The organism is Clostridium rectalis (genome assembly GCF_900626095.1).
Taxonomy (GTDB): Bacteria; Bacillota; Clostridia; order Clostridiales; family Clostridiaceae; genus Clostridium_AS; species Clostridium_AS rectalis.
On the sequence record NZ_UYZZ01000003.1, the window covers coordinates 328,120 to 348,627 of the forward strand.

The 20,508-nt window shown below is 29.4% G+C and carries 18 protein-coding genes; 2 read left to right on the top strand and 16 right to left on the bottom strand.

The window, feature by feature from the left end:
- Positions 1–5: 5 nt before the first annotated feature.
- The gene (locus EJL03_RS06975) at positions 6–1,610 is read left to right on the top strand and encodes a potassium/proton antiporter (RefSeq protein ID WP_125153243.1); all 1,605 of its coding nucleotides are present in this window, start codon (positions 6–8) and stop codon (positions 1,608–1,610) included.
- A 61-nt stretch (positions 1,611–1,671) separates the two neighbouring features.
- Here EJL03_RS06975 and EJL03_RS06980 read toward each other — a convergent pair whose 3' ends face one another.
- Positions 1,672–2,871, bottom strand: coding sequence for an FprA family A-type flavoprotein (locus tag EJL03_RS06980; protein WP_125153244.1), 1,200 nt, complete (start codon positions 2,869–2,871; stop codon positions 1,672–1,674).
- Between the two features lie 50 nt (positions 2,872–2,921).
- A complete protein-coding gene (locus tag EJL03_RS06985; protein WP_125153245.1) occupies positions 2,922–4,829 on the bottom strand; it encodes an acyl-CoA dehydrogenase family protein in 1,908 nt (635 codons plus the stop codon).
- A 466-nt stretch (positions 4,830–5,295) separates the two neighbouring features.
- On the opposite strand from EJL03_RS06985, the gene EJL03_RS06990 reads away from it, so the two are divergent.
- Positions 5,296–5,922 carry a cupin domain-containing protein gene (locus EJL03_RS06990; protein ID WP_125153246.1) on the top strand — a complete coding sequence of 209 codons (627 nt, stop codon included), beginning with the start codon at positions 5,296–5,298 and terminating at the stop codon, positions 5,920–5,922.
- A gap of 229 nt (positions 5,923–6,151) precedes the next feature.
- On the opposite strand, the gene EJL03_RS06995 is transcribed toward EJL03_RS06990, so the two are convergent.
- The 14 genes from EJL03_RS06995 to EJL03_RS07060 all read right to left on the bottom strand — a co-directional run bounded on the left by EJL03_RS06995 (position 6,152) and on the right by EJL03_RS07060 (position 20,506).
- Complete coding sequence (locus EJL03_RS06995; protein WP_125153247.1) at positions 6,152–6,886, bottom strand: ABC transporter permease; 735 nt, start codon at positions 6,884–6,886, stop codon at positions 6,152–6,154.
- A 34-nt stretch (positions 6,887–6,920) separates the two neighbouring features.
- Positions 6,921–7,667: an ABC transporter permease gene (locus tag EJL03_RS07000; RefSeq protein WP_125153248.1), complete on the bottom strand. Its 747-nt coding sequence runs from the start codon at positions 7,665–7,667 to the stop codon at positions 6,921–6,923.
- On the bottom strand, positions 7,660–8,580 hold the full coding sequence (locus EJL03_RS07005; RefSeq protein WP_125153249.1) for an ABC transporter ATP-binding protein: 921 nt from the start codon (positions 8,578–8,580) through the stop codon (positions 7,660–7,662). The genes EJL03_RS07000 and EJL03_RS07005 overlap by 8 nt, the downstream gene beginning before the upstream one ends.
- 233 nt (positions 8,581–8,813) lie before the next feature.
- The gene (locus EJL03_RS07010) at positions 8,814–9,725 is read right to left on the bottom strand and encodes a sensor histidine kinase (RefSeq protein ID WP_125153250.1); all 912 of its coding nucleotides are present in this window, start codon (positions 9,723–9,725) and stop codon (positions 8,814–8,816) included.
- The gene (locus EJL03_RS07015) at positions 9,722–10,429 is read right to left on the bottom strand and encodes a response regulator transcription factor (protein WP_125153251.1); all 708 of its coding nucleotides are present in this window, start codon (positions 10,427–10,429) and stop codon (positions 9,722–9,724) included. Before EJL03_RS07015 ends, EJL03_RS07010 begins: the two co-directional genes overlap by 4 nt.
- Positions 10,430–10,713: 284 nt before the next feature.
- Positions 10,714–12,081: a permease family protein gene (locus EJL03_RS07020; RefSeq protein WP_125153252.1), complete on the bottom strand. Its 1,368-nt coding sequence runs from the start codon at positions 12,079–12,081 to the stop codon at positions 10,714–10,716.
- A gap of 85 nt (positions 12,082–12,166) precedes the next feature.
- Positions 12,167–13,465 (bottom strand): acetyl-CoA hydrolase/transferase family protein, encoded by a 1,299-nt coding sequence (locus EJL03_RS07025; RefSeq protein ID WP_125153253.1) that lies wholly within the window; start codon positions 13,463–13,465, stop codon positions 12,167–12,169.
- Positions 13,466–13,479: 14 nt separating this feature from the next.
- Positions 13,480–13,752: a hypothetical protein gene (locus tag EJL03_RS07030; RefSeq protein WP_125153254.1), complete on the bottom strand. Its 273-nt coding sequence runs from the start codon at positions 13,750–13,752 to the stop codon at positions 13,480–13,482.
- Entirely contained in the window at positions 13,749–14,051 is a 303-nt protein-coding gene (locus EJL03_RS07035) for a NifU family protein (RefSeq protein ID WP_125153255.1), read from the bottom strand. Before EJL03_RS07035 ends, EJL03_RS07030 begins: the two co-directional genes overlap by 4 nt.
- Before the next feature lie 223 nt (positions 14,052–14,274).
- Positions 14,275–15,729, bottom strand: coding sequence for a 4-hydroxyphenylacetate 3-hydroxylase family protein (locus EJL03_RS07040; protein ID WP_125153256.1), 1,455 nt, complete (start codon positions 15,727–15,729; stop codon positions 14,275–14,277).
- 305 nt (positions 15,730–16,034) lie between these two features.
- Positions 16,035–17,504, bottom strand: a complete 1,470-nt coding sequence (locus EJL03_RS07045; protein ID WP_206427347.1) for a sigma-54 interaction domain-containing protein — start codon at positions 17,502–17,504, stop codon at positions 16,035–16,037.
- Between the two features lie 158 nt (positions 17,505–17,662).
- Positions 17,663–18,073, bottom strand: a complete 411-nt coding sequence (locus tag EJL03_RS07050) for a MaoC family dehydratase (RefSeq protein ID WP_125153258.1) — start codon at positions 18,071–18,073, stop codon at positions 17,663–17,665.
- A 20-nt stretch (positions 18,074–18,093) separates the two neighbouring features.
- Positions 18,094–19,398 carry an acyl-CoA reductase gene (locus tag EJL03_RS07055; protein WP_125153259.1) on the bottom strand — a complete coding sequence of 435 codons (1,305 nt, stop codon included), beginning with the start codon at positions 19,396–19,398 and terminating at the stop codon, positions 18,094–18,096.
- Complete coding sequence (locus EJL03_RS07060; protein ID WP_125153260.1) at positions 19,391–20,506, bottom strand: LuxE/PaaK family acyltransferase; 1,116 nt, start codon at positions 20,504–20,506, stop codon at positions 19,391–19,393. Before EJL03_RS07060 ends, EJL03_RS07055 begins: the two co-directional genes overlap by 8 nt.
- Positions 20,507–20,508 lie beyond the last annotated feature (2 nt).

Consider the following 20,508-nt stretch of genomic DNA (forward strand, 5'->3'; position numbering starts at 1 on the left):
GACACTTGGCAATATATCTTCTACTAGCTTCTGTAATTATATTGATATGTGTACTTTTTAATAAACTTTCAAATAAAGTTGGTATACCTATGCTGTTAGCATTTATTGTCCTCGGTATGATTTTCGGATCAGATGGCCTTTTTAAAATACCCTTTGGAAACTATGAATTTGCAGAACAAATCTGCTCAATAGCTTTAATATTTATAATGTTCTACGGAGGCTTTGGTACAAGTTGGAACGAAGCTAAACCTGTAGCTGTAAAATCCATTTTACTATCCACACTAGGAGTTATATTTACTGCAATACTTACAGGTTTCTTTTGCTATTTTATACTTCATATAGAATTATTAGAAAGCTTACTTATTGGGGCTGTTATAAGTTCCACAGATGCTGCATCGGTGTTTTCAATATTACGTTCTAAAAAATTAAACCTTAGTGATAATACAGCATCAATGTTAGAGTTAGAAAGTGGTAGTAACGACCCTTGCTCCTATATGTTAACTGCAATAGTATTGTCTATTATGACCGGTAAAGCAAATACCTCTATGGTAGCATATATGGTCTTTGCTCAACTTGTATATGGTATTATAATCGGTGTAATTATATCAATTTTATCTATCTATATATTACGTAGATTTAAATTTACTACTGCTGGTTTTGACATGGCCTTTGTAATAGGTGTAGCTATTTTATCCTATGCGCTCCCTTCTGTAATTGGAGGAAATGGATATTTAAGCACATATATAGTAGGAATAGTTTTAGGAAATACGGATATAGCAAACAAAAAGTCATTAGTAAATTTTTTCGATGGTGTAACAGGACTTATGCAAATGCTTATATTCTTTTTATTAGGACTTTTAGCATTTCCTTCTCAAATACCATCAATATTTCTACCCTCTATTGCAATAGCGTTATTTCTAACTTTTATTGCAAGACCTTTAGCAGTTTTCGCCATACTTAAGCCAGCAAAGTGTAAACTTCCCCAATTACTATTAGTATCCTTTGCCGGACTGCGTGGTGCTGCTTCCATAGTTTTTGCCATTATGGCAACAGTAAGTCCCGCCTACACAAGAAATGATGTATTTCACATTGTATTTTGTATAGTATTACTATCTATTTCTTTTCAAGGTACACTAATTCCTTGGGTAGCAAAAAAACTGGGAATGATTGATGACAATGCTAATGTCCTTAAAACATTTAATGATTATTCTGAAGAAAATGATATACAATTCATTAAGTTAGCAATTACAAAACATCATCCTTGGAAAAATAAACTCATTCGTGATATTATTTTACCACCTGATACCCTAATTGTTATGCTTATGAGAAATAAAGAGGCTATTGTACCAAATGGAAATACAATACTTTATGAAAAAGATATAGCAGTTTTAAGCGCTACTCCTTTTCAGGATGAAAATTCTATTAAGTTTATAGAAAAGAAAATTACATCCAATAGCAAATGGAAGAACAAAAAAATATCTGAGTCTTCTATAAGTTCAGATGAGCTAGTCATAATGATAAAACGTAAAGGGAAAATTATAATCCCAAGAGGTAATACTTTAATAGAAGAAAATGATGTTTTAGTAATAAATTCACCTATAGAAGCTTAAATAAGTGCATAAAAAACCAGCTCATACATATCCATGAACTGGTTTTTTACACTAAATTAAATTATTTCATTGATTGAATAATACTTTCACAAATAGACTCCATTGAATCTTTATCTTGTTCTTTCATACTTGAGTTAACTGTTATATCACTATCTAGTATAGTCATATCTTTCATATCATTTAAAAGTTCTCTCATAAGTTTACCAGATTGAGGTGCCCAAGAACCATTCTCTATGAGAGCAAAGGTACGTTTTTGTAAATTCAATGCTTTCATATCCATTATATAATTTAACATGGGTGGATAAATCTTTAAATTATAGGTTACTGAGGCAAGTACTATATGGCTATATTTAAAACTTTCTGAAATCAAATAAGAAACATGAGTTTTTGAAACATCATACATAACTACATTAGTAATACCTTTTTTCACTAACCTAGTTGCCAAATCATTAGCAGCTGCCTCTGTATTACCATACATCGTTCCATAAACAATCATTACTCCTTTTTTCTCAGGTTCATAACGACTCCATTTATCATACTTATCTAAGAAATACCCAAAATCATTTCTCCACACTGGTCCATGTAATGGACAAATCATTTTAATTTGGATATTACTAGCTTTCTTTAAAAGTGCTTGAACATGAGGTCCATATTTACCTACAATATTAGTATAATATCTCCTAGCCTCATCAATCCAATCCTTATGAAAATCTACTTCATCATTAAACAATTTACCATCTAAAGCCCCAAAGGAACCAAATGCATCCGCAGAAAATAACACACCATCTGTAGTATCATATGTTACCATTGCCTCTGGCCAATGTATCATAGGAGCAGCTATAAATGTAACATTATGTTTACCAAAAGATAAATTGTCTCCTTCCTTTACTTCTATCACATTATCATGTATATTAAACCCAAATTGGTTCATAAACATAGAAGCCTTTTTTGAGCATACAATTTTTACTTTTGGATAACGAAGAAGAATTTCTTCAATACAAGCTGCATGATCTGGCTCCATATGATTAATTACCATATAATCTAAATCTCTGTCCTCTAAAACGGCTCGTATATTTTCAATAAATTGACGACAAATTGACCAATCCACTGTATCAAATAATACTGTTTTGTTATCTATTAATAAATAAGAGTTATATGAAACCCCTCTCTCAATGGGATGAATATTTTCAAAAAGAGCTAGACGACGATCATTTCCACCGACCCAATAAAGATCTTCAGTCACATTTCTAACACAATACATACTTTAATCCTCCTATACATTATTAATTTCTCTTTATATATTGATTATACTTATACTTCTATAAACATATCTTTTTCTTCACCACATGCAGGACATGTCCATTCCTCAGGTATATTTTCAAATAATATACCTGGAGTTATTTCACCTTCTAGATCTCCTACACCAGGGTCATATTCATAACCACACCCATTACATACATAATATTTCCAAGTTGGAGTAACTTTTTTAGGAAGTGCCCTCTTCATTTTCTTCATTGGAGGAGCTTCTACTTTTGGTTTACCATTATCTAATGCAGCTGTAAGTAATGGCAGTATTTCCATAATATCTCCAACAATTCCATAGTCTGCATTTTTAAAAATTTTAGCATTTGGATTAATATTTATAGCTACAATTGTTGAAGCATCCTTTATACCTTTTAAATGTTGACCTGCACCAGATATGCCACAAGCAATATAAAGATTTCCTCTAAATTTTTGTCCAGACATACCAACATATCGGTTTATTGGAACATATCTAAGTGTTTCTGCCACTGGACGAGAAGAACCTATCGCTGCACCAGCTTGCAAGGCTAAGTTTTCTATAAGCTTCATATTTTCTTTTTCCCCTATACCCATACCTACACTAACTACTCTTTCAGCTTTACTAATAGGTGTATCTAAAGGAATTCCAACTGTAAAATCATATCCATCAGCTTTAAGCGCTTTTACAAGAGCATCTACTCTTTCTTTAGCAGTACCTTTTTTTAATATTACTTTTTTACGATATCCTGTAGCTGGTTGATTTACAGCTACTTTGTTTATAGACTGAGTTTTAGGCATCTTCCCTATTATATTTGCAGCTATAACTACACGCTGAATTTCGTTAGTTCCTTCATATATAGTACATATCTTAGCATCTCTGTAAGCTCGTTCAACCTCCATACCCTTTAGATATCCACTTCCACCAAATATTTGAAGTGATTCATTAACAACTTCAAGACAAATGTCCGAAGCATATTGTTTTGCCATAGCCGCTTCCATACTATAAGGCTGGTTATTTTGTTTAAGTTCTGCAGCACTGTAAACAAGTAATCTAGCTGCTCTGAGTTTAGTTGCCATATCTGCTAATTTAAAAGCTATTACTTGTTGTTGACAAATAGGCTTACCAAATTGAACTCTTTCTTTTGAATACTCTAGTGCATGTTCATATGCTCCTTGGGCAATACCTAAAGCCTGAGCTGCGATTCCAATACGTCCACCATCTAAAGTAGCCATGGCAATTTTAAAGCCTTCTCCCTCTTTCCCAAGTAGATTTTCCTTAGGCACTTTAACATCATTAAAAATTAATTCTGATGTAGCAGAAGAACGAATCCCCAATTTATCATAATGTTTACCAAAACTAAAACCTTCAAAATCTTTTTCCACAATAAAAGCACTGATACCACGAGTGCCTATATTAGGTGTGGTAACCGCAAAAATAACATAAATATCTGCCTCACCAGCATTAGTAATAAAAATCTTCTCACCGTTTAAAATATAATAATCATCTTTTAATACTGCAGTGGTTTCTGTTCCACCAGCATCACTCCCTGCATTTTCTTCAGTAAGACCGAATGCACCGAGCTTCTCTCCCTTTGCCAATGGAACTAAATATTTTTTCTTTTGATCTTCAGTTCCAAAGGCTGCTATTGGATAAGTTCCTAATGATGTATGTGCAGAGAGAATTACTCCTGTTCCTCCATCCACTCTTGATAATTCTTCTACTGCAATAGCGTAACTTATAACATCTAGTGATGCTCCCCCATATTTTTTAGAATATGGAATTCCCATAACGCCCATATGTGCTAATTTTTCAACTACTTTCCTTGGAAATTTATTTTCCTGATCTAGCATAAAGGCAATAGGCCTAACTTCTTCTTCTGCAAACTCTCTAATTTTTATTCTTAAATTTTCATGATCTTTTGTAGTTTTAAAAAACATAAAATCCACCTCCAATTTAAATAATACGGTTTATACTATTAATTTCAATAAACTTTATTTTTTATCTAACTCACTTTAAAATTTCCTTTTACTTCAATAAAGCATTTAATTAATATACAATAATTTATTCAATATATTTTTAAATATTACCTAAAAAGTATATTAAAACCGTATAGTTTTATTGTATACCTTATTAGTGTACTTTTCAACTCTAATTTGAATTATTTATTCTCTAAAACAATAAAAATTATTAATTTATCTATATATTATAAATATTTATAATATAATTCACTGTTTTAATCTAATAATTGAATATTTTAATGATTATTATTTTACCTAGTTATTATCTTGTTAAAATTAAATAAACTTTATACACCCCTATAAGAGTTATAATTGTGAAATAAAATCACATATTATAACCATATAGCATATTATAATGTTATAATCCTATGAGAGGAATGATAATATGTATAATATGTTTGAAACATATCCATGTCCTTACTGTTTTACTCCACCAATAGACCCTTATATATATCCTTATTACTATAACACCCCAATGTATGATCCTTACTTTGAGAATTATTCTACTAATGATTATATGCCATTAACTGGTGAAATAGAGTATGACCCAACTCCTGAGGAAAATGAATTTAGGGGCAATGGAGGTATGATTCCATTAAAAGATTATGGCCCTCAACCATTTGTTGTTAATATTGAAAAAGCTACTACACAAAATAATAAATTTCGTACAACTTTATGGACTGGAAAACATTTACAAGTTACATTAATGAGCATAAAAGTTGGTGAAGATATAGGCCTAGAAATTCATCCTAAAGTTGATCAATTCATACGTATTGAAGAAGGTGAAGCACTAGTTCAAATGGGAGATAGGAAAGATAAATTGAATTTTGAAAAAAGAATTTCTGATGATTATGCTATAATGGTACCTGCAGGTAAATGGCATAATATAACAAATATTGGTAGAAAACCATTAAAATTATACTCTATATACGCACCACCAGAACATCCCTTTGGAACAGTTCATGAAACTAAAGCAATTGCAGAAGCAGCCGAGGAAAAACGTCGCCGTTAATATAACATACACATTATTTAAAAAAGTTTATTGTAATTTTTGAAGCAGTATTTTAATATTCACATAAAATTTTATATTTTATACACAAAAGGCTATATAGCAAAGCTATATAGCCAAATTTATTTAATCACTCCTTAATCATTTTTAAATCCTTTTAATACCTATTATCTTTAACTCTATCTTAAAAATAAATATAATAAAATTGTATAGATTGAAATTATTATATTTATTATTCTACCTCCATTTTATTTATATAAAAACATCCATATAAAATACCTAAAACAAATATTATAAAAGCCAGTATAACCTGACTTGGAAGTATTGATATATCCTTTATAATTTTATGATGGTTATGTATTAGCATAAGATTAGATATTACTGGCAATGGAAAGGGTATAATTGCTCTTACACTAGGCTCAGTTAAAAATATAAAACTTGCTACTATCTGAACACCAATATACACTATTGTCACAATAATTTTTTTACTTATAATTGCCAAGGTGGCTGTTACCGTAATCATTAACATTTGAAAGAAAAAGGATTTTAAAGTAATTAAAAAATGTTTTATTAAAATTTGTACAGTAATGCTCTCTTTGAAAAATATATAACTCATTAACGTAAGCATAACAAATTCTGTAATATATAAAAACAATGATATTATTATTGCACAAATGATTTTCCCTAAAAATAATTTCCATCTTTCATGCCTGTATGTAACCATGGATACAATAGTATTATTATTAAATTCTAAGATAATCATATAAGATATCAGCAAATTTACAACTATAAGAAAACCATAGGAAAATACTGTTAAGTTCACCCAAGTAAATAAAGAATCTGCATCTTTTATAACTTGTGAGTTTAAAGTTAGTGAACTAAACTCAATCACAATAAATACTCCTACAATTAATGAAATCCAAATTCTTTTAAATTTTTTTAGTTCACAAATAATAATGTTTAACATAATACTCCTCCTAATTAAAGTTCATTTATATTGTCTAGTAAATATTAGCTTTTCTATAAAATAACACACATCCTAAAATTCCAATTAAAAATATAAAAGTCCCCGTGCATATTTCATTATTATTTATTACCATATTTAATGGAATAGGTACATCTAATATAGCTACCTTAAACTTTGCCACAGGTGCTGCTGGTATAATTGAGTAAATAAAATCACTATACTTACTTCCTAAAATATAGCTTACATTTCCTATCAATAAAATTAATGAGTAAATTGAAGTAACAATTATACTTTTACTTATTAAAGCTATTAAAATTGCTATTGGCAAAATAGCAACCTGAAAAATAAATGAAATCATGAATACTGTAAAATGATTTAAAAGGGCATCTAAATTTATAGGACTCTTTAAGACAATAAATCCTTTTAAAACCACAAAAATATAACTTGTAAAATAAATAATAGCTATTACTATAATACTTATTAAAAATTTATTTAAAAAAGCTTTACATCTACCATTAGGATATGAAAAATCTATCGAAGCTGTTTCATATTTAAATTCTCTAATAAAAATACTCCCAATAAAATTAGGAATTACAAATGTATAAAATATACTAAAAGCTATATACTCAAATTTAAAAAAGTATCCATACCAGTTTAAAGATGAAACCATAGACCTATTTAATGTACCAAAATACAGACATACTCCTCCTATTAATAGTAAATTAATATAATATCCCGTTCTTTTTAGTTTTAAAAATTCACAATACAATCCATCAAACATCTTGTCCTCCTGCAGTAAGTTTTACAAAATAGTCCTCCAAGGTATCCTTCATTACATTGACCTCGTAGACCTCTACTCCTTCAGAAATCATTTTTTTAGCAACTTCATTTGACTTATCAAGCATGTCATATATTCTAATACTATTTGGCTCTGTTACTTCATAATCTTTTACATTAACGAACTTTTCTAATATAGTTACCGCTTTTTTATCATTATTAACTTTTAAATTAATATAATGTCTATTCTTCTTTTGAAAATTTTTATAATCAATCTCTTCTATAAGTTTGCCTTTATGGATAATACCAATTTTTGTAGCAAGTTGTTGTATTTCTCCAAGTATATGACTTGATATTAGAATTGTTATTTCTTTCTTTTTATTAAGTTCTAATAAAGTCTCCCTCATTTCTTTTATTCCTACTGGATCAAGTCCATTAGTTGGCTCATCTAAAATGAGTAACTCTGGTTTATGCAAAAGTGCTCTTGCAAGACCTAATCTTTGTTTCATACCTAAAGAATATTTTTTTACCTTTTTCTTTTTAATATCAAAGTGGGTAAGTCCAACAACATCTAATGTTTCCTTTATGTATTCTGTATTAGGAACTCCCATAAGTCTTCTGTGAATATCAAGATTTTCCATTGCAGTTAAATTAGGATAAAAACCTGATGTCTCGATTATTGCTCCTATTCTACCAAGCACTTGTCTATCTCCCATATTTTTCCCGAAGAGTTCGTATTGCCCTTTTGTTGGAGAAATAAGACCCATAATCATTCTTAAAGTTGTTGTCTTACCTGCCCCATTTCTCCCTAAAAATCCATATATCTCCCCTTTTTTAATATTCATATTAACATTTTCAACCACTTTTATAGCCCCATATCTTTTTGTGAGATTATAAGTTTTTAATATAGTTTCCATTAATTTTCCTCCCTGAACATTTTTTATTAACCTATTATAAATTAAAAAAGTTTGCATAATTATTAAAAAAATCAACTAAATCCACAATAAATAATTAAGGATTAGCCCTCATTTATATTCATAATAAGGGCTAATCCTTAAATCCAAGCTACATATATATTACAAATTTATTAAATACATTATATATATTTACTACACAAATTATTAAATAACTTTACAGTACATTTTAAATCTTAATCTCTACCATTAGGAAGCTTTACTGTAAATATAGTTCTTTCATAAGGCTCACTTTTAACAGCTATATTTCCATTCATATGCTGAACCATATTTTTTACTATATTAAGTCCAAGACCGCTGCCTTTTAAACTTCTATTTCTTGAACTTTCCCCCGTGTATAGTCTATCAAAAATATATGGAATATCACTTTTACAAATCCCTTTACCTCTATCCCAAATATGAAGTATTACTAAATCTTTATCTTCCTTTAAAGAGACACCAATTACTTTCCCTTCATAACCATATTTTAAAGAATTTGAGATAAGGTTACTTATAATTCTATCTATATAACTTTTATCACCTAAAACGAAAATCTCTTTTTCTCCTATATTTATCTTAGGAACTATACACTTTTCATCTATTTCATTCATAAAATCAATTATATTTTTCCTTACTATTTCAGATATATTTATCTTCTCAATAGTTATATTGATATCATTGCACTCAAACTTTGCAACTTGAAAAAACTCCTCCATAAGTTCTTTTAATGCAATACCTCTTTCTCTGATAATAAAAACATATTTTTTTCTTTTTTCTTCTGAAATTGAATTCTCAAATAAAAGATCCACATATCCCATAATGGCAGTAAGTGGGGTTCTTATATCATGAGAAATATTTGAAATCATTTTTTGATGGTTTTCTTTATAATTTTTATTATCAATGGAAAGGTTTTGATACTTGTCAAGAAAAATATTAATTTCCTTAACCAGATTTTGATTACTTTTGCTTAGATTGTAAAGCTTTATTCTTTCTGTTGAATTTTCTTTTATAATCTCTTTCAGTTTTATAGTAATCCTATCAGTTTTTATTTTGTTATTTAATAAAAATATTGATAATAGTATTATAATACCTATTAATAAATAATTCATCCTCTATCACCTAATAGTTTGTATCCTATTCCCCAAACAGTTTCTATAAGTTTAGGATTATTTGGATCATCTTCAATCTTACTTCTAAGTCTTCTCATATGTACTGTTACCGTATTGTAATCAGATAAGAATTCTTGACCCCATACGTTATCATATATCTGAACTTTAGTAAATACTCTATTGGGATTTTCAAAAAAAAGTTTAAGGATCTTCATTTCCTTTGCAGTAAGAGTAAGTTCTTTCCCTGCCTTTTTAACTATATATCTATTCATATCAAATAAAACATCATCATAAATGTATATTTCATTATCTTTTAAATTATTATCCTTATTATAATAAATAGACCTTCTTATATTACATTTTACTCTTGCAATAAGTTCAGGTATTGAAAAAGGTTTTACAATATAATCGTCAGCTCCCATACCAAGACCTATTACTTTGTCACTTTCTTCTCCCTTTGCAGATAATATCAAAATTGGCACTTTGCTCTTTTCCCTAATCCTCCTCATAGCCTCAATACCATCCATAATCGGCATCATAATATCTAATATTACCATATTATAATTTTGGGAATAGAATTTTTCCACAGCCTCAACACCATGAAAAGCTTGTTCAACTTTATACCCTTCCTTTATCAATGACTCTTTTATCATATTATTTATAAAAACATCATCTTCTGCAATTAATATATTTATACTCTCCATAATATCACCTTTAATAATAATTTATTAAAATTTAATTCTAACTTCTCCTTTATTATAACAAATAATCATAAAAAATTATTATAATTACACAAAATAAAAAAACTGTATACTCCAAAATCAACTGCACACAAAAAACTAGCCTAATAATAAGCTAGTTTAGGATATAGTTTTTATAAAAAGTACTTTATTATAGTTAACACTTACACTTTTATAAACAATTAATCTCTTTTATAAAAATAGTATAGTTTTTTACAAATATTGTTTTATTATCATAAAAAATATTATTACTTAACTGTAGTTTCTGTGCTTACTTCTACTTTTTTTCTTTTTTTTATATCAGATAAACAAATATGAAGAATAATACCTACAACTAATCCCCAAGCTGCTCCCTTCGTAGCTAAAATAGCTCCCATAACCCCTGAAATTCCTCTTTCTAAATCATTAGTACACATGTCCATAGCAAGTCTTGTACATACATATCCTTGAACTAATAAAGTCAATGATAATGCTACTGGTAATACTGGTTGGACAAAAGAAACTACTGGTACTAATGTTACACATATAAATGTGACCCATCTATAGGTTCCTACTCCACCAAATAAAGAATCCATTGCTTCACGGCCTTCTTTATATCTTTGAGAAACCGCTGCTGTTACTGCTGCCCATAAAGGTCCGCAAAGTGGTACATATGGTGCTACACAAGACATAGCTACATTTCTAAAACCACTTATTATGTTTGACCTATTTGAATTAAAATCAATTTTTTCATCTTTTCTAACCTCATCAGCTTCATTTATTAGAGCTTCACTAGTAACAAAATCTCCAAAAGCAATTATATATGCCATTACAGCCATTGGCAATGCTGAAATAAATAGAGATATTTTAGGGAAGCCTACTCCAAAAGGGGATATAGTCTTTATTATTTCAGGCATATTAGGTATATGTATTATAGAACCTACTTCAATATTGGGTACTGGTAATTCTTTTGCAATAGGTCCAACTACTATACTTATAATTATTGCTGGTAACATTCCATACTTGCCTAAAGAATTAAAAAATTTATTTTCCTTTCTAAGTTTTTTAAAACTTTCAGAGAATAACAAATAATATGCTAGTATACCACCTATGGCTATAGCTATTGGAAATTTATTAAATCTTCCCGTATCTTTAAATTCCCCCATAATGGCTGCTATACCGGCTCCTAATAATATACCTGATTTTATAGAATTAGGAACTATATGTATAAGTTTACTTGCCATTCCCGTTGTACCCATAATAACAAATATAAGCCCTACTAAAATTTGTAACGCTATTAATGCCTGTATCCTCTCAGGTCCCATGGCAAATCCACCAAGAAAAGCAGTGGTAAGAGGTATTGCTGGAGTTATCCATCCTGGTACTACTGGATCTCCAAGCATAGCATGTAAGCAATAAAATAATCCATTAATTATAACCATTCCCCAGGCAATTTCAAAAGGTATCCCTAAAGTTTCAGTTAAAATAGGTATAGCTCCTAGACAAGTAGCACACATTAATATAGCTTGAAGTGCCTCCGACCATTCCCATTTGTAGTGTATAAAAGGAAATCTTATTTTAAATATTCCCGCTTTAATATATGGATGTTCCTTGCCATATTCTCTTTGCATGGCCATAAATTTTCCTCCCCTTTTCATTAAATTAAAATATATTGGACTAATTAATACACTAGTTTATAAACTATATTATCTAATATTTTGATTAAAATTTACCCTGAAACCTCTTTTCAAATTCTTCTATTAAACTTTCTTTAAAATTTGGATGAGCTATATTTATCAGTGCTCTAGCTCTATCTTTTAAAGTCTTTCCCCTTAGATTAGCAACACCAAACTCTGTAACTATATAATCTATATCATTTCTTGAAGTAGTTACTGCAGCCCCTTGATCCAATAAAGGTACTATTTTTGAAACTTTTCCCTTTGATGCTGTAGATGGCATAGCCATAATTGATTTTCCATTCTTGCACATATTGGCTCCTCTAACAAAGTCTACTTGTCCCCCAACTCCACTAATCTGCTTTAATCCTATACTTTCTGATGCAACTTGTCCCATTAAATCAACTTGAACACATGAATTTATTGAAACCATTTTGTTATTTTTCATTATAACTGTTGGATCATTTACATAATCTACAGGATACATTTCTAGCATTGGATTATTATTGGCGAAATCATAAAGTTTTTTTGTTCCCATTAAAAATGTAACCACTATTTTACCATGATGAAGAGTTTTAGCTTTATTAGTTATTACTCCTGATTCGACTAATTCAACAACACCATCAGATATCATTTCCGAATGGATTCCTAAATCTTTTTTATCTTTTAAAAATAATAAAACTGCATCTGGAATAGCACCTATCCCTAATTGAAGTGTAGACCCATTCTCTATTAATGAAGCACAATTTTCTCCAATAGCTTTTTCTACTTCTCCTATTTTTGCTGGTTTAAGTTCTATTATTGGATGTGAACTTTCAACTATATAATCAATATCTGAAATATGAATGAAAGAATTTCCCATAGTTCTTGGCATTTTATCATTTACTTCTGCAATAACAATTTTGGCACACTCTGCTGCTGGCTTAGTATAGTCATTTGATACTCCATAGCTACAATATCCATGCTCGTCTGGGGTAGAAACCTGAACTAAGGCAACATCTACAGATAAATTTTCTCTGAAAAGTCTAGGTACCTCGGTAAAAAAACATGGTGTGAAGTCTCCTCTACCTGAATTTACGGCATCTCTTGTAGTACCTCCAACAAATATGGAATTATGTCTGAAATATTTTTCCATACCTACCTTCGCATAATCTGCTTTGCCCATGGCAACCATATGAACTATTTCCACATCATGGTAATTATCTTTATGTGCTACCATTTCTTCAATAATAGATGTTGGTTCTCCTACTGCATGTCCTATAACAACTCTATCACCTGATTTTATTTTTTTTATAGCTTCTTTTGCTAAAATAACCTTACTTTTATATATCTCCTCACAATTCAATTAAATATCCCCCTTTAATTCAACATTTTCATATCATCTATTTCCTTTAATATTTTAATGTAATCCTTATCACTAGAAACAATTATCTTTCCATATTTCCCATTTAAATTTTTGTGACCTGCACAACAACTTGTACACCCACATAGTACTATAATTAAATCATAAATTTGATTTTCCATTGCTAATTGGAATATCAAATCTTTATATTCCTTTTCCAATTTTTTAATTACATCTTTTCTATTATATCTAGGATTACAACCACCACAATATTTTATTCCTATCCTCATTTTGGTACCTTCATTGGTACCTTCATATGATTATTTAATATTTTCCTAGCCATATCTAATAATTCTTCACTCATTTCATTTATCATGACCACTTTTTTAACCTCAGGAATCTTTTCTTTTAAAATTTTTTCTATTACGTTTTCTACTGTATATTTAGCTGATGGACAACCACTACATTGCCCTACCAATTTTATTTCAACAACGCCATCTTTTACAGTTAATAATTCTATATCTCCATAATGTTGTCTAAGATAAGGCCTAATCTCATTAACTATTATTTTTTCTATTTCGTTAATCATTATTGAAATAACCCCTTTTTAAAATTTTTGTATGAAATTTAATTAAAAGTGAAGAATGAATTGTAAAGAAATTTTCCATTCCTATGATGTACAAAAACTCAAAATATAATTTTAAAAAATACATAACTCATATACTTCTTAATAACATTCAATTAATTTTTTCTAATACCAATAGTATTTTTTTCTTTATTCACCCTTCACTAAAAATTATTATTTAGATTTTTTATTCTTCTACCCTTGCAATGGCTTTTGCTAAGGCCTTCTTTTGAGCTATGTTACCTTGTCTTGCAATCATAATTCTCTGAGCTTGTGGTGAACCTGCACCATGCATAGATTCTGTTCTATATCCTACAGCTGCAGTGCCTAATGTTATATTTTCTATGAGTCTTAATATTCTCATACGATTTTCTGTAGATACAGAGGCAACACCTTTTAAGTATTTGTCTACATAAGCACCTAGTTTTTGGTCTCTAAAATCCTTTTCAGAAGGCATAGTGACCATTATTCCACCAGCTATATCTTCTGCAAGTCTTGCTATTTCATATGGGAACCTTGTAATGTTCTGTTTACAGACATTGGCAAGCAATAAATCTATTATATAATTGCCCGATTCAGTTTTATATCCTTCAGCTGAACATGCAATTCCGCAAGCATATAATGTTTCATTTAAGTGAATCATTTCTATCAATTTATCCTTAAGATGCGATGCTCTTGAAGCCCCATTATAATCAGCAGCCACTGCAGATGCTCCTATAAGAACGTCGCCAACTCCAACCTTACATCCTCCATAGCTTTGTCTATGGTATCCAGCAAATCTTTCAACTAACATACCAGCAAATTCAGTTTCCCCATCTAAGAAAATTCTCTCGTTTGGTACGAACACATCATCAAATATTGTTAAAGCTTCTACTCCACCAAAGTTTTTATTTCCAACATCTATATCTGCACCTTCTTCAAGTTTTCTTGTATCACAAGACTGTCTCCCAAGAATCATAAATACTCCTTTAGTATCTGTTGGAATTGAAAAAGATATTGCATAATCCTTATCTTCTGGTCTCATAGCTATTGTTGGCATAACTAAAACTTCATGTGAATTACAAATTCCTGTCTGATGAGCCTTTGCTCCCCTAACTACAACTCCATCTGGTCTTCTCTCTACAACTCTTAAATAAAGATCAGGATCTACTTGCTTACTTGGTGATAACCCTCTATCTCCCTTTGGATCCGTCATAGCACCATCTACAGTTAAATCCTTTTCTTGTACATATTCTAAAAACTTTTTAAACTTCTCATGATAATTTGTACCATAAACTTTGTCTATTTCGTATGTAGTACTATATTCAGCATTAAAAGCATCCATACCAACACATCTTTGAAAACAGGACGCAGTTTTCTGACCACATAATCTTTGCATTTTTACCTTTTTAACAAGATCATCTGTACTTTGATGAATATGACAAAAACGATTTATTTTTTCTCCAGTTAAATTTGAAGTAGTTGTCATTAAATCCTCATGTTCAGACATTTGTGCTAAATCATAGGTCATTTTTACTGAATTCATTGACGGACGGATAATAGGATTATCCACTGGATTTTCTACTTTTTCTCCAAACATATAAACCTCTAAATTAAGTTTACGAAGACTTTCTACATATTGATCACCTGTCATTAATGCCATTTAAGACCATCTCCCTTTCATATATAAATGTATTTTATTTTTATTTACATTTATATACGTAGCAAGTACTATGCCAAATTTATAAATTTCAAATATAATAATAAAATTGATGTTTGATTCACTGATTTTTCATGAAAAAACTCATTAAAATTAATTTAAAAAAAATTATCTTTTATTTGTAAAATAATAAAATCTGTTACTTTTAAGCAACAGATTTTATTTTTATTCACTATAACTTCCCCATTTATAAGACAGCTATGGTAAATTATTAAAAAATATTCTATTTTCCCATAATGCAACAAATTTTATTTTTGCAACATATATTTACCACAGTATTTTTTTCTCTTTCTTACAAAAGTGGATGCATTTATACCCAAATAATTAGCCGCATCTCTAACATTTCCATACCTATCAAAAGCCTTATTAATAAATTGTAACTCTAGTTTCTCCACAACTTCTTTTAAATTTACATTTTCCTGATTACTATCTATTTCAATATCTAAGGAATTAAAGCTATTTTTTATAGGTAAATCACTCCTTAATATGTTATCATTACTGCTCATTATCACTACTCTCTCTACAATATTTTTTAACTCTCTTACATTTCCTGGCCAATTATATTGCATAATACATTCTTGCGCAGAAGAAGTAAACATTTTGTTTAATCCGTATTTCTTATTTAGTTCTTTTAAAAAATGCTGACTTAATGGCACTATATCCTCTTTTCTTTCTCTTAATGGTGGAATAATAATAGGCACCACATTTAATCTATAATAAAGATCTTCTCTAAAAAGTTTTTTTGAAACCATTTCTTCCAAATCTCTATTAGTAGCAGCTAAAATTCTAACATCTATCTTTATAGGATTTATGCCACCTATTCTTTCAATTTCTCTTTCTTGTAATACTCTTAAAAGCTTTACCTGCATGTCCAATGGTAGTTCCCCGACCTCATCTAAGAATATTGTACCTTTATCAGCTACTTCAAAAAGGCCAATCTTGCCCTCTTTGTTAGCTCCTGTAAAAGATCCTCTTTCATACCCAAATAGCTCACTTTCAATTAAATTTTCCGGTATTGCACCACAATTTATCTTTATAAATTGCTTATTGCATCTTTTACTATTCTTATGTACATATTTAGCCACCTCTTCTTTTCCTACTCCTGTTTCTCCTAATAAGAGCACTGTAGTATCTACATTTGCTACTCTTTTAGCCATTCTTAAAGTATCCAACATATGTTTGTCCTGAGCTATTATATCTGAATAGCTTAATAATTGATTCCTCATAGCCTCAATTTCCGAATAATATTTTTTAGTAAGTTGTTGATTCTTGGCTAACTCTTCCTTTAATTCATAAAGCTGAGTAACATCTCTTACATTAGTGACTACCATAGTTATGTTTCCCTGATTATCAAATATGGGACTACTTGATACTAATACTTTTTTCCCGGTTTTAAAAGTCTGTTCAATAGTAACTGTTTTTTTATATTTTAATACTAATAATGTTCCTGATTGTGATATAACTCCTTCTCGAACTAAATTCTTCATATTTTTACCAATCATGAAATCTCTAGTAAGTCCTGTAATTTTTTCATAGGACTTATTTAACTTTAAAGTATTTGCTTCACCATCTGTTATATATATTCCATCATATGAACACTCTATAACTGCATCCAATTCACTGCATAACACTCTGGTTTTTTCTAATTGAGTTACAATTTTTTGAAAATTAGAATCAATAACTTTATTTTCGTTATCTTCTATGAAGTTAAAATACATCAATTCCTCCAACTTTATTATTTTGAAGCACCTCCCAATTAATAATTTTAAAATCTCTGAGAAATACTTTAGTCTGTACATAAATTATCCTGATTTATATCATAATTATATCATGTTTTATTCGAAAAATTCTAAATACTAAGTAACTATTATTGGTTTTATGGCAATAAATACACCTTTGCTTCACCTTTAAGTACTATTTTTTCTTCTTTATTAGTGCACAATGTCTCTAACGTAATAACCCTTTTTTTATTATCAATTTTTTTAATAGTGGCAATAGCCTTTATTTTTTCTCCAACTCTAACATATTTTACAAACTGAAAACTTTGAGAAAGATATATATTCCCCTCCCCTGGAAGCTTTGTGCCTATTACTGCTGAAATAAGACCCGCCGTTAACATTCCATGCACAATTTTTCCTTTAAAAAAAGAGCTTCTAGCCCTTTTGTCGTCTATGTGTATATAATTATAGTCTCCTGTTGCTTTAGCATAAAATTTTACCTCCTCTTCCCCTAACTCTTTCACATATTCTGCTGATTGGCCAACATAAAAATTTCTTATATCTGGCATTATCTAACCTCCAAATAAAATTAAATCATTCCATTAATATTCAAAGAACACCATCTAACCATATCACTAATTATAAGGCTCCCATCCCAAGGTGAATCATAAAAACTCATATATCCTACTTTTACTACTCTATCTACTCCAATTTTAGAAATTTCATCTGAAAAATCAATTGCCCTTTTTTCATTTTTAAATGCTATTCCCACAGTTTGAACTCTTGAAGTTATTAATCTCTTCACTTCGAAAACGTCATTTATTCCTTTTAAAAATATAGTTCTCCCCCCTATTGGCTCCTCCAATTTAAAATCATTATCTATTAAAATAGTATACTCAAGTCCTTTGCTACAATGAAGCATTTTATCTAAACCTAAAGCATATTCTCCTCTTTTGTTTATTATATCTGCTAATATTTTCTCTGATTGAAGACTTAGTGGATATCTTTTAATCAGCTTTTTAAACACCTTTATAAGTCTTTGAGTCACCTCTTCTAAAGACACAGAACTTTTTTCTAAGAATACTACGTGAGGAGAAGAGCATGCAGTCTGATTAAAACTTATTATATCTATAACCAGACTTTCTAAATACTTTTCTAGCTGTATGCTCTCTATGGCCTCTTTGTCAAATACCGCAAAGGAATACTTAGGTCCAAATATTATATCTTTACAATAAGTCCGTTGCTGTAAACTTCTTATAGAATTTAGTGCATCTTCTCCCCCCCACAAAACTCTACAATCTGCTTTTTCAGACATAAACTGATTTAACTCTATATTAGAACTAGGATAATTTACAATACAAATATTTTTTAGTAAGTCTTTTCCTAAATATGTTTTTCCTTTATGTTTTATATGTATATTTTTTAAAGGTTTCAAAAGCCTTATTATTAAATCTATACATCCCTCAGGTAATCTAACAAGATTAGAATTTCTACATATTATAGATTGAAGTATAGAATATATCCCTAAAGTCTTTACATTGGATGACATAAAGTGGCATACTAATCCTCTTTTCTGTGCCTTAATAAATTTTTTATTTCCAATGTCTACAAAATTATCTAGATATTTTTTATTTTTTAAATTCAAGTAAATAATTTTTTCTAAATTAGACTTTTTTAAGTAAAAACTTAAAAAAGGTACCCCTTCTTCTTTTAAAAGATTCTTATCTTTAGATATTACTTTACTATATTCATTTATTATAAACAAAATTGCATCTACTGGAAAATGCTGAAGTAATTCTTCATTCTTCTTAACAGTTTTATATATATGTTTAAGATCATTTAAACATAAACCCTTATTATAAAACTCACCATCTAACGTATAGCATTTAACCATCTCTCTTCTCTCCTTCAGCAAAAGTATCACCACAACCCCTTACCTCTGCCTTTTCTACTCTAGATACAAACTTAAAATACTTTCCTTTTCTTCCACATTTACAATCATCTATACCAATAAAACTTCCTATATCTTCAGTTAAAACAGCTTGTGCTGGATAACTAGAACTTAACGTGCTAACCACTTGTATTAAACCCTTATTACCTACATCTACCTCTTCTAATGTATTAAAATCTCTTATTATAACCTCTGCAAAATCTGGTACGTGTTTATATCCATACTCACAATCTATAAATACTACACCTAGTTGCTCTACCATGCCATAAAAATCCAAAACATTATTTGCTCTAGTATTAAATAATTCTCCTATGGTTTTTGAAAACTTTTCTTTACTAACCTTTTGGGACTCTAACTTTTTCCAACCTCCACTGTGTACTATTTTTACATTAGGTATATTTAGTTTTATATTATTATCTCTTAATACTTGTGCAAATTTTGACCATATGATATAAGTGAATCCATATACTAATACTTCCGAATTACCAAATTCTTGTTGAAAATTCTTAAGCCTTTCAATATTTACCTTTAATTCTTTCCCTTCTTTGTCCATAGCATAAACTACTTTATTAGAGAAATTACTAATTCCCCTTACTGCAGCTCCTCTAGCTGTCAATATAGAACTTCCTTTATTTACATCTTCACTGTCTATGATTAGCAAAGGTCTTCTACTATTACCTAAAAAATTTCTTAAAGTAGCAATAAGGGCTTGAGATTGTCTTATAGATGTTTTTTTATCTAAATATATTTTGCTAGCAACACCTGTAGTTGTAGAACTAGAATTTAAAACTTTGACTATGTCTTTTTCGTGACAGGTATACAAATCAAACTTCTTAAACATATTTACAGGAATATAAGGTATATCCTCTAATCTATTAAAATATTTAATATCAAAACCTAATTTATCATACATAAGCCTTAAATTTATATTCTCAATATTAATCTCCAACTGTTTTTTCAAAAGTTTTATAAGAATTGTATTTTTTTTATCTTTATCTAAGCTAAATGGTTTGCCAAAAATTATATCTTTTAACAATTCCCACTCATTCATAA